Annotated in this window: 12 protein-coding genes; 5 read left to right on the forward strand and 7 right to left on the reverse strand. The window is 36.4% G+C overall.

Features of this window, described 5'->3' with window-relative positions; all coding sequences use genetic code 11:
- Together WBM60_RS06635 and ctlX are read left to right on the forward strand one after the other, a co-directional pair.
- Window positions 1-718: dimethylarginine dimethylaminohydrolase family protein (locus WBM60_RS06635; RefSeq protein ID WP_424282886.1), on the forward strand; the 718-nt coding region annotated here is incomplete at its 5' end.
- 230 nt (window positions 719-948) lie between these two features.
- Window positions 949-1,881: a citrulline utilization hydrolase CtlX gene (gene ctlX, locus WBM60_RS06640; RefSeq protein ID WP_424261016.1), complete on the forward strand. Its 933-nt coding sequence runs from the start codon at window positions 949-951 to the stop codon at window positions 1,879-1,881.
- Between the two features lie 232 nt (window positions 1,882-2,113).
- Here ctlX and WBM60_RS06645 read toward each other — a convergent pair whose 3' ends face one another.
- The 3 genes from WBM60_RS06645 to WBM60_RS06655 form a co-directional block, all read right to left on the reverse strand.
- Window positions 2,114-3,607 (reverse strand): carboxypeptidase-like regulatory domain-containing protein, encoded by a 1,494-nt coding sequence (locus tag WBM60_RS06645; protein ID WP_424278127.1) that lies wholly within the window; start codon window positions 3,605-3,607, stop codon window positions 2,114-2,116.
- A gap of 73 nt (window positions 3,608-3,680) precedes the next feature.
- Window positions 3,681-5,105: an SDR family oxidoreductase gene (locus WBM60_RS06650; RefSeq protein ID WP_424276485.1), complete on the reverse strand. Its 1,425-nt coding sequence runs from the start codon at window positions 5,103-5,105 to the stop codon at window positions 3,681-3,683.
- A gap of 3 nt (window positions 5,106-5,108) precedes the next feature.
- Entirely contained in the window at window positions 5,109-5,534 is a 426-nt protein-coding gene (locus WBM60_RS06655; RefSeq protein ID WP_299160476.1) for a hypothetical protein, read from the reverse strand.
- Between the two features lie 162 nt (window positions 5,535-5,696).
- On the opposite strand from WBM60_RS06655, the gene argS reads away from it, so the two are divergent.
- Window positions 5,697-7,484, forward strand: coding sequence for an arginine--tRNA ligase (gene argS / locus WBM60_RS06660; RefSeq protein ID WP_424279646.1), 1,788 nt, complete (start codon window positions 5,697-5,699; stop codon window positions 7,482-7,484).
- Window positions 7,485-7,549: 65 nt separating this feature from the next.
- Here argS and WBM60_RS06665 read toward each other — a convergent pair whose 3' ends face one another.
- Window positions 7,550-8,281, reverse strand: a complete 732-nt coding sequence (locus WBM60_RS06665) for a bacteriorhodopsin-like (protein ID WP_424264170.1) — start codon at window positions 8,279-8,281, stop codon at window positions 7,550-7,552.
- 89 nt (window positions 8,282-8,370) lie between these two features.
- Here WBM60_RS06665 and WBM60_RS06670 point away from each other — a divergent pair, with 89 nt between their 5' ends.
- Window positions 8,371-9,276 (forward strand): Brp/Blh family beta-carotene 15,15'-dioxygenase, encoded by a 906-nt coding sequence (locus WBM60_RS06670; RefSeq protein ID WP_424264168.1) that lies wholly within the window; start codon window positions 8,371-8,373, stop codon window positions 9,274-9,276.
- On the opposite strand, the gene WBM60_RS06675 is transcribed toward WBM60_RS06670, so the two are convergent.
- From WBM60_RS06675 to WBM60_RS06685, 3 genes are all read right to left on the reverse strand, one after another.
- Window positions 9,273-11,858, reverse strand: coding sequence for a TonB-dependent receptor (locus tag WBM60_RS06675; RefSeq protein WP_424276487.1), 2,586 nt, complete (start codon window positions 11,856-11,858; stop codon window positions 9,273-9,275). The two genes, WBM60_RS06670 and WBM60_RS06675, sit on opposite strands and share 4 nt — an antisense overlap.
- Window positions 11,839-12,750 carry a FecR family protein gene (locus WBM60_RS06680; RefSeq protein ID WP_424264164.1) on the reverse strand — a complete coding sequence of 304 codons (912 nt, stop codon included), beginning with the start codon at window positions 12,748-12,750 and terminating at the stop codon, window positions 11,839-11,841. The genes WBM60_RS06675 and WBM60_RS06680 overlap by 20 nt, the downstream gene beginning before the upstream one ends.
- A gap of 104 nt (window positions 12,751-12,854) precedes the next feature.
- Window positions 12,855-13,352, reverse strand: a complete 498-nt coding sequence (locus WBM60_RS06685) for an RNA polymerase sigma factor (protein WP_424264162.1) — start codon at window positions 13,350-13,352, stop codon at window positions 12,855-12,857.
- 126 nt (window positions 13,353-13,478) lie between these two features.
- Between WBM60_RS06685 and WBM60_RS06690 the strand changes: the two genes are divergently transcribed.
- The gene (locus tag WBM60_RS06690) at window positions 13,479-15,254 is read left to right on the forward strand and encodes a hypothetical protein (protein ID WP_424278766.1); all 1,776 of its coding nucleotides are present in this window, start codon (window positions 13,479-13,481) and stop codon (window positions 15,252-15,254) included.
- The last annotated feature ends 212 nt before the right edge of the window (window positions 15,255-15,466 follow it).

Consider the following 15,466-nt stretch of genomic DNA (forward strand, 5'->3'; position numbering starts at 1 on the left):
ATATGGTGTAGAAGTTTACAGGCCTGAGATAATAGCTGATTGTAACCAGATTTTTTCAAGGGATATTGCATTTGTTATAGAGGATAAACTCATCAAGGCCAATATACTTCCTCATAGGGAAGAGGAATTTCAGGCCATTCTTCATGTTCTTGAATTTATTGCCCTGGAAAACATATTATATCCACCGGAGGAAGTTCATATAGAAGGCGGGGATGTAATGCCATGGAAAGAATACATTTTTATTGGCACCTATACCGGTCATGATTACCCGGATTATATTACGGCAAGAACCAATTGGGAGGGTGTGGAATACATCAGAAAGATGTTTCCTCACAAAAAGGTTAAATCCTTTGAATTGCGTAAGTCTATCAGTAATCCAAAGGAAAACGCCCTGCATCTCGATTGCTGTTTTCAACCCATTGGACATGATAAGGCCATCATTCATAAAAATGGCTTCCTGATCGAAGAAGAATATGAATGGCTGGTTTCACATTTTGGCAGGGAAAATATCTTTGAAATCACCGGCGATGAAATGTATCACATGTTTAGCAATGTATTTTCCATAAGTCCGGATGTTATTGTCTCCGAGAGAAATTTTACAAGGTTGAATAATTGGCTTAGAGATCAGGGTTTTACCGTGGAGGAAATACCATATGCCGAGGTCTCTAAGCAAGGCGGGTTGTTAAGATGCAGTACCATGCCTTTAGTCCGGGACTAATACTTTTGTTCTGCACATTCTTATAATTCTTAATTGGCTACAAGGTTTGATCGTTTGAATTTGCCCTTTGAAAGTTTCTTTTTCCTCTTTTTAATTTTTGGCACTTCTGTTTAAGAATTTGATTTAGGATTAATTTCTTTTGCCTAATAATATTGCTATACCATAAGTTGAAATTTGTAGCAAAATGATTTGCGAATTGGTTACTTTTATCCTGAATTTTTAAGTAGCTAATGGAACAGATTACCAACACCATTTTGATGATTCGCCCGGTACAATTTCGCATGAACGAACAGACCGCGGTGAATAACTATTTTATGGAAGATATCGACCTCAAAAACAGTACAATTAACCTAAAGGCACAAGAGGAGTTTGATACCTTTGTTGATGTTTTAAGGGCTAAAGGAATTGAGGTTATCGTAATTGAGGATACGCCTGAGCCTGATACACCCGATTCAATTTTTCCAAACAACTGGATTTCTTTTCATTCAAATGGTACGGTAGTCATTTATCCGATGTTCGCCGAAAATCGCAGAAAGGAGCGAAGAGAAGATATACTTGATATTCTTGAAGCCAATGGTTTCCTGATAGAGAATATAATAGACTATACTTCTGCGGAAAAAGAAGGACTTTTTTTGGAAGGTACAGGAAGTATTTTAATGGACCGTGTAAATCAAAAAGCGTATTGTGCACTTTCTGACCGGGCGCATGAAGAATTGGTAATTGAGTTTTGTGAAGACTTCGAATGTACTCCTGTTATTTTTACTGCAAATCAATCTGTTAATGGAGAGCGATTACCTATATATCATACCAATGTTATGATGTGTTTGGGAGAGTCCTATGCCGTAATTTGTTTAGAATCTATAGATGATAAGAAAGAAAGAAAAAACGTTGTAGATCATCTTAAACAAGACGGGAAAGAAATCATTAACATCACTGAGGAACAAATGCATCACTTCGCAGGAAATATGCTTCAGGTTGCTGGAGCGTCAGATCAACGATATCTGGTAATGAGTTCTGCGGCTTATAACAGCCTCAGACCGGATCAGATTAGTATTTTGGAAAAGTATAACCCTATAGTGCATAGCACTTTAGATACCATTGAGACCTGCGGCGGCGGTAGCGCACGCTGTATGATGGCAGAGGTATTTTTACCAAGACCTTAATTTTAAAACGCTTTAGCCTCACTAATTCTTGTTTATTACATCTTTCATGAATAAAGTTATCCCAATTACCATAAAAAGGGCAAAGATGTTATAAAAAGTAATTTTTGAACCGCCACAAGGACGCCAATATGCGGTTTGGAATGACCTAATAAAATGACCGGTCTGTCGGGAATATTAATCCGGATCCTATTCGCCCAATTCCACCAGGTCTTATTATTTTAACAAATACAGCTTATTTATCAGAAACTGTAAATTCTCGAATAGCTTTATTAGGTTCCATAATATCATATCCTTCCCAGAATTCAGGATTGTAACTGGAAAGGTATGTGGCTTTAACAGTTTCATTTTCAACTGAATTAGAAAATTCCCCAGTGCTTATTAGCTTGGAATCAAAGACAACCAATTCGTATTTTTCTGTATTGAAATTAATAATATCCAGCTCCATAGACAATTCATTTTGCTTCCTTCTTCCCTTTACATACTTGTTTTTCTCTATTACACTCAAAGGCCTTCTTACACCCATTTTACGACCGAATACCTTATCAATAAATCGTAAATCGTACTTATTATTGCTTCCCTTACTGAAAATAGTGGTTCCTTTATAGGTGATTTCTTCATAGGAGAATCCCAATAATTTTATCCTTTTCAATGAATTTACGTTCTCATAGTCTATTCGCATTATTGCAAAATCTTCTATGTTTACATAGATTGTTCCTCTAAAGTCTTCCGACCTTTTTGGATCAAATGCTATCACATATACGCCTTCGTCTTCTATGGCTGTAAATCCTTTTAATCTAAATTCATAACGGTTAGATTTGTCAATAAAATTTAGCTTGGTCTTATCATTATAGAAAAGTTCAGAATAAAGATCATGCAGTTGATTTTTTTTGGATGACAGAAAATGTTTATTACCCTGATCTTTGAGCTCATCTTCTATCGCAGCAGTCTCGTCTGAAGAATCGAATATTGAATCTAACTCGACTTTTTGACCAAACCAGCCCGATTTTATTTTTAAATAGGAATCGGGTTTTACATTTTCTTTAAAAATACGCTCTAATTTAGCCGAAAGAGCTTCCATAGAACCTTCATTATTTTTATCGTACAATTCAGCAGCCTTTTCTATGTATAAGCGGTGCTCGTCTGGTTTTCTGTAAAAATCACACAGACTTTCTGTATAGTAGGACGCATTTCTTGGCAAAATGGAGATCACACTATCCAGAAATTTTTTATTAAGCTCTTCAATGGTCGATTTTTCAAACTCAATATCCAGCTTCGTCATGGTATTCAGGCTGGATTGCCTAAAGAACAAGCGCTGTTTTATGGGTTCTCTATTGTAGTTTATCGGTAAATTTTCTTTCACTTTTTCAATGATTTCATCAACACTGAGATCATTGTTAAATAGATATACTTCATTTAGTTCAATAGCCTTTGGTTCTATATATATGACACTATCCAAAACAGCCATAAAGTGGATAGCTGTTTTTTTATAACCCATACTGGATATATAGATGGAATCTTGCTGTTCCAGCCTGGGGTTCAGATTTATACTGAACCTGCCTTCCTCATTCGTGATAATACCTCGATGCTCCGCAAATTGAATCGTTGCATACGGAATACCTTCGTTTGTTTTGGTGTCTACTACCCTGGAGGAAATAGATTGGCCATGTAATGATATAGAAGCAAGCAGGAATATGTAAATAAAAATGTTAGATATGGGTTTGCTCATAAGTAATATTCTTGATTAATATTTCATCTAAGACGAAGCAACCTTATAAAACGTTACTGATTTTTATAATTAATTATGCTTTTGCCAGATTTTTTATCATTCCTCCAAAAATGAAATAATGAAAAGGTAGTACACTATACCAGTATAGCCTGCCTTTTAGCCCTCTTGGCCTAAAGGTAGCCGTCTGATGCAATACACTGTCTTCATCAATTCTAAATTCTAACCAGGCTTCCCCGGGCAAACGCATTTCCGCAAATAACAGAAGTCGTTTGTTTTTTTTATCGGCTAATAGAACTCGCCAAAAATCCAGGACATCTCCTGGAAAGATTTTATCAGGATGTGTACGCCCGCGTCTTAGTCCGACACCACCTATTAGTTTATCTATAAACCCCCTCAACCTCCATAACCAATTGCCATAGTACCAACCATTATCTCCACCAATCTTCCATATATTTTTTAAAACCGCTTCCGTATCCTGCACTTTTAGTTTTTTCTCGTCTTTAAGAACACCGTATTTAGGTACCTGGATAAACTTGCCCAGATTTTGATTTAATCTTCCGCTAATCATACTATCCTTCCAGCTGCTTACAACCTGGTTTTGTTCAATTTTTATAAACGCCATATCTATCGCCTCCTCATAAGTATGTGTTTTTATCCCCAATAATTGTTCCAGTTGGTTGTCCTTTGCCACCACCTCAATTTTCATGCTGTCCACAAGGTTTAAAGCCAATTTATAGGAAGTTGAAGTAATAAAATACAACCAATAAGAAGATAACTTAGGGGTCATTACGGGAACAGTAATAATCCAGTTTTTGAAGCCTCTTATCCGAGCGTATCGCTGTAGCATTTGCTTATAGGTAAGGACATCTGGGCCGGCAATGTCAAAAGATCGATTATATGTTTTTCTGTTGCCCAGTACACCAGTCAGAAACTGCATTACATCTCTAATGGCAATAGGCTGGGTTTTTGTGAGCACCCATTTAGGTGTAATCATGACCGGCAACTTTTCACAGAGGTCCCGAAGTATTTCAAAAGACGAGCTCCCAGATCCTATTATAATCCCTGCTCTGAGTACAGTAAGGTTAAATTCTCCTTCAGATAAGATCTCCTCAACATTTTTCCTTGACCACAGGTGCTTTGACAGGTTTTCATCATTTACGATACCGCTTAGGTAAATGACCTGTTCTGCCTTGGTTTTATTTATGTAGCTGTTAAAATTATGGGCCGTCTTCGCTTCCATTTCATCAAAGTCTCGGGTGGATGTGCTCATGGAATGAATTAGAAAATAAGCGACATCAATATCTACTGGTATTTTTCCTTCCTCAACAGCGTCTAAAAAATCGATTTCAATAATTGTAAGCTTAGCACGCATCTCAGCATCTATGGAAAGACGTTCCTTGTTGCGAACGGCACATATTATTTCATGGCCCTCATCCAGCAGCAGGGGTAACAAACGCATTCCAATATATCCGTTAGCTCCGGTTATTAGTATTTTCATCGGTTATAAATCTTCAATAGAGGTTGGTAGATTGTCTGCTTTAAAATCCAGTATTTTTTTAAAGAACTTCTGAATAGCTTTGGTATCTGATTTCACTTTTATAAAGTAATGGTCGCGAAAGATTGAATATATAGCAAAATCACCTTTATAGATGGTAAGTTTATAATATGGAATTACCAGTGCATAGGTCTCTAAAAGAGATCGGAATCGCACAATTATCCCTTTTGGACGCATTTCCACGTTACAACTATTTAAATTATTATCTAAAAGAAGGAGATTTCCAATTTCTATACTGGTTTCGGTTATAAATAGTTTGGGAGATCCTATTCCATTCATCGCCCAACGTTCTTTTAACGTAAAAGGCTTACCTACTTCACTATCAATTCTCCTTGTAAGATCGCTGTTATTATAGGAAACGTTTACCAGCATGGTTTTAATTTTATTTGATATTATTTTCAATGACAGTACTTCCAGAATGTAGCAATTTTCAATAAAGTTGACGAAAACTCCATATTTTTGTAAACACCAAAGGCTACGAGCTATAAAAGTCTAAAAATTCATTAGTTTTGCAGCCTTAATTGGGGAAATTTTATGAATATTCAGGAGGTTATCGAGAATAAGGTGATAGAGGCAGTAGCTTCTCTGTATGATATGACATTACCCTCTGTTGAATTTCAACCTACCAGAAAAGATTTTAAGGGAGATATTACCGTAGTCGTTTTTCCCATGCTTCGCTATATAAAGGGTAATCCCGAGCAAATTGGAATTCAAATAGGCACCTATTTGGAGAAGGAACTAAATGAGGTTAAGGAATTTAACGTTATAAAGGGATTTTTAAACTTAGTAATTACTGATAATTACTTCAAGATTTTTTTTAATTCCATAAAGGATGATGAAAGTTATGGCCGCAAGCCAGAGCAGGATAGAAATGCCATTTTAGTTGAATATTCTTCACCCAACACCAATAAACCGCTGCATCTTGGTCATATCCGGAATAATTTACTCGGTTATTCTGTGGCAGAAATTCTAAAAGCTGACGGGAATAGGGTATATAAAACACAGATCATTAATGACCGGGGTATTCATATCTGTAAAAGTATGCTTGCCTGGCAAATGTTTGGGAACGGTGAAACTCCTGAGAGTACGGGATTAAAGGGCGATAAATTGGCCGGCTTGTATTACGTAAAATTTGACAAGGTCTATAAGGAAGAAGTGGAGAAGCTTTTGGCGGCCGGAAAGGATAAAATAGAGGCCGAACGTGAAGCTCCAGTGCTTCTAAAAGCCCAGGAAATGCTTCGCAAATGGGAAGCCGGAGATGCTGAAGTAGTGAAGCTTTGGAAGAAAATGAATAGCTGGGTGTATGCAGGCTTTGATGAGACTTACGCAAATTTGGGAGTAAATTTTGATAAACTCTATTACGAGAGTGAGACTTATTTGTTGGGGAAAGATGTTATTGCCGAAGGGATAGAGAATGGAGTATTTTACAGGAAGGAAGACGGGAGTGTATGGATAGACCTCACTGATGAGGGACTGGATGAGAAAATTGTTCTTAGGGCAGACGGCACAGCGGTGTATATGACACAGGATATTGGCACTGCTATTCAGCGTGTAAAAGATTTTCCGGATATTGGAGGAATGGTATATACCGTGGGTAATGAACAAGATTATCATTTTAAGGTATTGTTCCTAATCCTAAAGAAACTCGGTTATTCCTGGGCGCAACATTTATACCATCTGAGTTATGGAATGGTAGACTTGCCGGAGGGGAAAATGAAAAGCAGGGAAGGTACTGTGGTTGATGCGGATGATCTGATTGACGAAATGACCAATACTGCTGCCCAAATCTCTGAGGAATTGGGGAAACTAGATGATTACTCTGAAGAAGAAAGAAAAAAACTATATCGCATCATTGGCCTCGGAGCATTAAAGTATTATATATTAAAGGTTGATCCAAAAAAGCGAATCTTATTCAACCCTGAGGAATCGGTTGATTTTCAAGGAAATACGGGCCCCTTTATTCAATATACTTATGCCAGGATTCAATCTATTCTTCGCAAAGCAAACCTGGGTGCAAATGATCTTGTAAAAAAACTAGGTGAGAGTGTTGGGCTACATCCAAAAGAAAAGGAATTAATAAAACTATTGGAAATCTATCCTGATACTGTAAAACTTGCCGCTGAAAATTACAGCCCGGCCTTAATTGCCAACTATACTTATGATCTGGTAAAGGAGTTCAATTCATTTTATCAACAGGTCTCTATATTAGGTGAATCAGAGGAAGAGATAAGGGTATTTAGAGTACAGCTTGCAAAGAAAGTGGGAGAGGTAATTAAATCTGCTTTTAAGCTGCTTGGTATACAAGTGCCTGTAAGAATGTAAAAAGACCGCCTTACAGACGGTCTTTTTTTGATGTGCAGAGCACATCTCCAAATATTTTATTTCTCTTAGGCTTTCTCCGAAGTTGCAACTACTGCAAGGTTATATACTACTAAGCCGAAACCAATTTTATTGATAGCGTCTCCGATATTGTATACAACGTCCATAGAAAGTCCGCCAAAGATACCTTCATACCATCCAGGAGTTCCAGCCATATATCCTAAGGGGTATATTGCCCATCCTACCAATACAAACCAGCAAAGCATTTTGTGGGCCTGTAATACAGGTCCTCCCGCTTTAACGGCGAGCTTTTTCGCAGTACCTAACCATATTTCATAAACGATTATGAAGTAGGCGATACCAGAAATAAGACCCCACAACCAGGCAGCATCTCTGTAAACTGCTTCTCCCAAATAACCTGTAACTAACATGATAACGGAAAGAAGAATAAGTCTCCACATAAGAGATCTTTTAGCTCCCGCAACTTTTAGGATTAAAAAGAATTCCACACACATCAGAGGGACGGTAAGGATCCAGTCTACATAACGGAAGAAAGTGGGGGATTCTCCAAAGTCTGCCCAATAATCACGCATGTACCAGTAGTGCACTGCAGCGATAAAGGTAATTAATCCTGAAACAAGGATTGAAGTTCTCCATTTTTTGTCAAAACTGTTCATTGACAAAAAGAAAAAGGCTGATGCAGCCATCATAGCCATACAACCTACAAAAAATGTGAAGCCAACATAGTCATTGGTGGCTAGTTTGGCAACCATTGGGAATGTTAATAAAAAATTTTCCATATCAATTTATTTAGTTAATTTTGTTTAGCAAAACTAATTAAAAGTTAAACAGATAGTGTTTAATAATATGTTAAAATAATTAAACAATATTGGATAATATTCAAAACAAAGGGGTAGATTTTACGAAGTTGCAAGGTGCAACGCTTATTGCTACCTTTTTTTCACTGTGGCTAGCGGTATATTTTGAGCATGACATAGAAAATTTACTTGCTTATATTCTTATCCTTTCCTTTGGAATGCTTCATGGTGCTAATGACATTAAATTGCTACAGGTTGAAGCTAAAAAGAAATCTAAACCCTATGATTTTTTGCGAATACTTGCTTATTATATCTTTTTTGTTCTTAGCGTAGCAGGCTTGTTTTATTTACTCCCAAGCATTGCATTGGGTTTATTTATTCTTTTCAGTGCATACCATTTTGGTGAACAGCATTGGATCTCAAAAATTAGTGGCAATCCACTTTTCTTAATCTTCTTTTATACTGCTTACGGACTTGTTATTCTTTTTCTACTGTTTGCAGCTCATAATACAGAGGTGAGTGATATTATTTTCGACATCATTGGAATCTATATTAACAATGGATATTACCAGATAATACTAGGAATATCCTTTTTTGTCTTTGTAGTATTATATCTAACAAAATATAAACAAAGTAATACCAATATTTTTCTTGAATTATTTTATTTACTTGTGTTCTTCATTATTTTTAATACCGCTTCTCTGCTTTGGGCTTTCGCCATATTTTTTATTTTATGGCACGCTATACCATCTCTTGGAGACCAGATCACTTATTTGTATGGTGATTTGTCCAGAAAACACTTTATAAAATATGTGAGATCATCTCTGATTTATTGGTTAGCGTCGGTAAGTACACTTGTGATTTTGTTTTTTTTTATTGATGGAAGCAGTGATGGATTTATTCCCTTTTTATTCTCATTCCTTGCGGCAATCACATTTCCCCATGTCCTGGTAATATCCGGGCTGAATAAAAATTAGAAACGTATTCTGAAGCTCACATTAGGTGTAAAGCCAAGTGAGATACTTTCAATCTTCTCCACTTCATCCTGTTCGTTAAGTCTGTAAAAGGTATTTAGAATGTTGTTCTTATTGAGAATATTTAAAAGAGAGATTCCAACAGCGGCCTTGACTTTATGGCTCAAATTGAAATCGTAAATGGCAGAAGCATCTGCTCTAAGGTAATCAGGCAGTCTGCTGCTGTTTGGTTCCTGATAATTAATGGATACTGGAAAAGTTGTAAAATCAATTCCGTCTGCTCCTTCCTGGGGCTTTGTAAAAGGTTTACCCGTTCTGTAATTAATTCCTATTCCAATTTTTAGATTTTCATAGGTATACGTGCTTGCAAAGGTTAGCGTATGCCGTATATCCAGATTATTAGGAAAAACATTAGGGACGATGTCCTCGAAGGTATAATTATTTAAATTATAGGCATAGCTCAACCACGTACTGAAAAGATTGTTTTTGTGGTTTATCAAAAATTCCAAACCTTTCACATCGTACTTTCCAATTTCACCATTGAACTGATTTTGGTTCTGGAATCCCTGAGTTGCCGTACTGATGCCATTTACTTCTTTATAATACCCTTCCAGACCAACAAACCATTGTCCCTTATCATAGTTAATTCCCATAGATCCTTGTTTACTTTTTACAATGGGCAAATTTGGATTTCCGGGAACCGTATCATTCTTATTGTTTGATAACATCCAGCGCCTTTTTTCGATCCCAAGAAAATTTTGTTCCAAATCAATTATTTGATTGGTAGTCTGGTTTTTAAATTCACCTTTTACTTCTAACTGAAGGTTTGGATAGAGTTCATAGCTTAGGTTCAATCTGGGCTCAATAATAAATTCATTAAAATATTTCACATTTACAATATAATTTAAACGGCCACCTCCTCTTGCAAGTAATTTCTTGTTAGGCGAAGCATAGGAAATTTCACTGTATAACGAATTTGTACGTATGACGCCCTTGATGTTGCTCTCATAAGGTGGTTGTGTTACATCGGTAAAATTGGTGACACCAACTTCTGAAAATTGATATCCATTGAGCCAGTTTAAAGTAGGAGTGAGTTCGTAATTAGAATTTAATTTTATAGAGGTCTCTATTACCTCATTTCTTTGATCAAGAATTTGTTGTCCATTGTTTATTCGGTTCTCAGAATCAAGGTTATAGTTAGAATAATAAGCATTTAACTTTGTTGAGAACCTGTCTGTCCATTTACTTTCAAGATTTCCTCCAAAAGAAAGATTGGTTTGATTCAAGTTGCTCTGGTCTGTTCTTGATGAACTTACAGACGATTCCGTGTATTCAAGATTGTTGTTAATATTAATAAAACTAAATCGCGCCCTATGCTGCTCATTAATATCATATAATACTTTAGCGGTAAAATCATAGAAATAGAATTTTTCATCCTGATTGATATCGGTATTGCTTTGGCCTGAAAAACTCTCAATGTCTGTGTCCTGAAAGGCTCTTTTAACAAACTGGTTGTAGGTAGGCGTGTTAATTAGATCTGTTATGGAACGCCTAGCTGAGAATTGAAACGCTAATTTGTTTGAAATTGGAATCTGACCAAAGAGGTCACCGCTAATCATGTTAATGCCTGCTCCACCAAAGAAATTGCCTGCAATTTTATTTTTCGATTGCATATTGATGATTCCGCTAACCCCGTCCCCATATTCGGCGCTGGTCCCATCTTTTATTATGGTAACATGTTCGGTTAAATAAGGGTTAAAGGCAGAAATTAATCCGAAAAAATGACCGGATTGATACATTTTAATATCATCCCAAAGAATAAGGTTTTGATCGTTTGTCCCTCCTCTGATATTAATATCTGACACGGTCTCATCTATACTTTTTATTCCCGGAAGGGCTTGCACGGTTTGAAGAACGTCGGGTTCTAAAAGTCCCGGAAGAATACCAAAGTCTTCAGTGTTGAGGGTAATACTGCCATCCGTTTGTTTGGTAATTCCTGTGGTCAAAAATTTATAGACCACCACCTCATCCAACTGTTGGTAGTTTAGGCTGAATAACAGTGTAGTACAGGGGTTTTTACTTACCAGATCCTCAGCAGTTACGTATTTTGGTTTATAACCTATATGTTTTATTCGAATGGAGGCTTTCCTGGGAATATTAGTTAGAGAAAACCGGCCGTTCATATCTGTTACCGTCGAAATGCTGCTGCCCAATACTTCTACTGATGCTCCTGAAGTGGTATTCTCACTGTAATTATCCAGGACAAATGCGCATATATCTACCGTAGTGCTTTTGGAGAGCGTATAGTAGCGCTCACTGAGCTTCTTGATGATTAATTGGGTCTGATTCTGAATATCATTTAATATGTCCTCAAGAGAATTACCTTTAGGGGTATCTACCAGTAAAGGCTGAAGGTCCTCATCAACGTAAGAAAATTTTACATCAAAATCTTCCTCTAACTGACGGATATAGGAAACCAGACTAATATTTTTTGGGAAGGTCGCTACCTGTGCCCTGCCTGAAAAAAAGGCAAACAAAAGTATTAGGTATAAAAGCAGTATACTATTATGGCGCGTTTTCGGCATAGAATAGCACGTTGTTCCCTTCTAATTCATACTTTATCTGAGAAGGAGTACTAATACTCTGTAACGCCAAATTTATGTTTGTGTTGCTAAAAGAGCCGGTAAATAATTGCTCAAGATTAACATTTTGAGTTTTAACCTCAACGTTGTATTGTCTTTCAAACTCATCCAGGACATAATTCAACGGGATACTCTTAAAAGTACTTTCATTACTCATCCAGGAAGGAGTAGTGTTTACAGGCGTTTCTGTTTTCAATACATTACCGTTAATTGCTATAAAAGAATTCCCGGCAGGAAGTTTTGTTTCTTCACCATTAAAAGTGACACTTACCAGGCCTTCATAACACGTAACCTCAAAAAATCCTTTTCTGTTTTCAACATTAAATTGAGTACCTAATACGGTAACTAAACCATCATGTGTAGCAACCGTAAATTTTTGACCTTTAGCAACCTTAAAGAAAGCTTCCCCTTGCAGAGAGATATTTCGTTCTTTTTCCCAGTTCTTTTCACTATATGTTATTCTGGAATCGGCATTTAAGATAATCTCAGAATTATCCGGAAGCCTTACTTCATTGCGTTCTGCATATTGTGTAGAAACAGATTCATCTAAAGTTGATATATAAAAGTAAGATGCTACAAAAATAACTGCTATGGCAGCTGCAACGCGCCATAACTTTCTCATAGGATTCATCTTGATTACTTTGACATCTTTATTAAGCTTTTTACTATTGAGATCATTCAAGGCCTTATCCATATCAAAATCCGGTGCTTCCAAAGTACCACTGACCTCCATTAACTTCTCATAAGAAGCATACTCAGCAGATTTTTTAAATACTGCGAGTTCTTCCTCCGTGAGGTCATTATTCAGCCATTTTGCTAAGTAATTTTCTTGCATGATTTCTAGCTTTATAACATTAAAACAATTAATTCTAAAAAAACCCTACCCTCAAGGTTAAAAATAATTCTATAACATCCGGAGTTTAGTCCCTGACATGACCGCTAAATACCTTCTATTTGATCTCTTAGTGCTTTTAAGGCCAGATGCATGCGCTTTTCAATAGCTTTTACACTTACACCCTCCATCTCCGCTATTTCCGCATATTTTTTGCCGTCGATCCTATTTAATAAAAAAGTGGTTCTCTGATTTTCAGGAAGACTATTTAAGGCTCGATCCAGCTTTTCTTTATACTCTTTTTCTTCCAGCAAGAATTCCGGCGATTCATAAGAGGTGTTATTTGACCTGTCTGCATACTTTAAACGGACCTTTTCCGCTTTGATAACATTTAAATAAAGATTATTTGCTATAGTATACACATAAGACTTTGCTTTTTCAGGACTTACTTTAGCACAGTTCTCCCACAACTTAACAAAAGCTTCCTGAACTACATCATACGCTTTCTCTTCGTTTCCGAATTTATAATATATATAGTTAAAAACCGTTTTGGAATTGGTTTTGAAAAGGCTGCTGAACACTTCCTCTTCGCATACATTGTCCATAATTTTTAAAGTTCTTATAATTGGTTCTGTTCCAAAGATATTTTAAAAAAAATTAAAAAAGGAGTAGGGTATTTCAAATTCTAATTGTTTTAAAGTTGTACGAACAACAAAAAAATCCAAATCGTTATGAAAAAGTTTTTTAAATATTCAATGCAAACCCTACTTCTTGTAATGGCATTTTCATTTAATGCCTGTCAGGAAGCATTTGAAGAATTACCACAACCAGATGAACAGCAGACTATAATTGCAAGTTCGTCTACAGCGAAGCTTATAGAAAATACTGCTTCCAATGACGGCTCCTTCGATAATATTGTAGATGGAGCAAGCTGTTTCGCTCTTGAATTTCCTTATACTGTTAAGGCAAATGGAGTTACGATTACCATAGAATCTAAAGAAGGCCTCCACTTTATTGAAGAAATATTTGACGAATTAGATGGTGATGAAGATATTCTTGAGATTATTTTCCCAATAGTTATTACGCGTGCTGATTTTACCACTATGGAAATTGAGGGTATAGATCAATTACGCGATTTGGCCAAGGACTGTATTGAAGGCGGACAGGATGATGACATAGAATGTATAGATTTTGTATACCCAATTACGATATACACTTTTGATCTCAATGAGGTTGAAACAGGTTCTGTTACTGTAGAGTCTGATAAAGATCTTAGAACATTTTTTGCCGGCCTGGACGAAAATGACCTAATCGGGATTGACTTCCCTCTAGCTATGGAACTTTACGATGGTACAAAGATTGAAGTACGGAGTAATGCTGAACTGGCCAATGCACTTGAAATGGCTAAAGAAGCATGTGATGAGGATGACGATAATGATTATAATGATGATGATTTTACTCAGGAACGATTAGAAAATCTATTGGTAGAATGCCCATGGTTGATTCATGAGGTGGTAAGAGATGAGGTAAATCAGACAGATCAGTACTTTGAATACTTGATGAATTTTACTGAAGATGGTGGTGTTACGGTTAAAGATAGAATGGGTAACAACATAATGGGAACCTGGAGTACACGAGTTACAGATTATGGGGTACTTATTAAACTTGAGTTTGATGTATTGGTTGACTTTAACCTGGAATGGTATGTATACGAACTAGGAGAAGGTAAGATTAAACTCTATGCCGAAGGTGGAAACAGGATTATAATGAATATAGCTTGTGATCTTTTTAATACCGAGCCTACTACCTTAAGAGAGATCCTGAAAGAATGTAGCTGGGTTATAAAAAAGGTAAAAAATCAGGGTGAGGAAATAGACAGATTACTGGGTTATGAGTTTAACTTTTTGCCAGAAGGTGTTGTAACCCTTGGAGAAGGTGAAACTATTTCTCAAGGAACATGGGAAATTACTACAAATGAACAAGGAAGGCTTGTGATGGCAATTACCATGGGATCAGAACCAGGAGTAAGTTTTGAATGGCCATTATCTGACCTGAGAAATGACAGATTGAAGTTTGAAGTTGAAGATATAGGTTATGAATTGGTATTGCAAAGAGTTTGTGATGACAATAATAATGATGGTGATGTTCTTGAGATCAGAAACTTTATGATGGGTGGTGACTGGATGGTTGCCCTTTATGAAGACGGTGATATGAATGAAACCGGAAATTATGCTGGTTATACTTTCAATTTCATGGCAAATCACCTAATAACGTCAACACTTTCAGAAACGGGTGTCTCATATCCTGGTCTGTGGCGAGTGCTTAGAAATAGTGATGGTAAACTTAAAGTATACCTGAATTTCGGAGATGTAGATCCTCTTGCTGAGCTTACTGAAGATTGGGAATTGGTTTCTATAACAAATACTCAAATAGTACTTAAGGATGTTAGCGGTGACAATGCCGGTACTACAGAAAAAGTGAGTACACTGATTTTTGAAAGACAATAGACAAATCCTTAACGGGAAAAATATTTAAAATACCTTATTTGCCCCCCTATTTTGCTGAAAAGGGTAACTTCTAACTGAAGTTACCCTTTTCTCTTTTATATTTCTTTCTTCAGTCTTCCATCATCCCATTGTTATTATTAAATTTGCACTTCGCCATAATTGACATAAAAAGATGTTTGATAATTTAAGTGATAAGCTGGATAAAGCATTAC

Origin of the sequence: Eudoraea sp. (assembly GCF_049669105.1) — a bacterium.
Classification (GTDB): Bacteria; Bacteroidota; Bacteroidia; order Flavobacteriales; family Flavobacteriaceae; genus Eudoraea.

What these genes read in the sequence shown, in the direction of transcription:
- WBM60_RS06675 (WP_424276487.1), bottom strand. Translation starts at nt 11,858, where the DNA reads ATGCCGAAAACGCGCCATAATAGTATACTGCTTTTATACCTAATACTT.
- WBM60_RS06680 (WP_424264164.1), bottom strand. Translation starts at nt 12,750, where the DNA reads ATGCAAGAAAATTACTTAGCAAAATGGCTGAATAATGACCTCACGGAG.
- WBM60_RS06655 (WP_299160476.1), bottom strand. Translation starts at nt 5,534, where the DNA reads ATGCTGGTAAACGTTTCCTATAATAACAGCGATCTTACAAGGAGAATT.
- WBM60_RS06645 (WP_424278127.1), bottom strand. Translation starts at nt 3,607, where the DNA reads ATGAGCAAACCCATATCTAACATTTTTATTTACATATTCCTGCTTGCT.
- ctlX (WP_424261016.1), top strand. Translation starts at nt 949, where the DNA reads ATGGAACAGATTACCAACACCATTTTGATGATTCGCCCGGTACAATTT.
- WBM60_RS06685 (WP_424264162.1), bottom strand. Translation starts at nt 13,352, where the DNA reads ATGGACAATGTATGCGAAGAGGAAGTGTTCAGCAGCCTTTTCAAAACC.
- WBM60_RS06690 (WP_424278766.1), top strand. Translation starts at nt 13,479, where the DNA reads ATGAAAAAGTTTTTTAAATATTCAATGCAAACCCTACTTCTTGTAATG.
- WBM60_RS06650 (WP_424276485.1), bottom strand. Translation starts at nt 5,105, where the DNA reads ATGAAAATACTAATAACCGGAGCTAACGGATATATTGGAATGCGTTTG.
- WBM60_RS06665 (WP_424264170.1), bottom strand. Translation starts at nt 8,281, where the DNA reads ATGGAAAATTTTTTATTAACATTCCCAATGGTTGCCAAACTAGCCACC.
- argS (WP_424279646.1), top strand. Translation starts at nt 5,697, where the DNA reads ATGAATATTCAGGAGGTTATCGAGAATAAGGTGATAGAGGCAGTAGCT.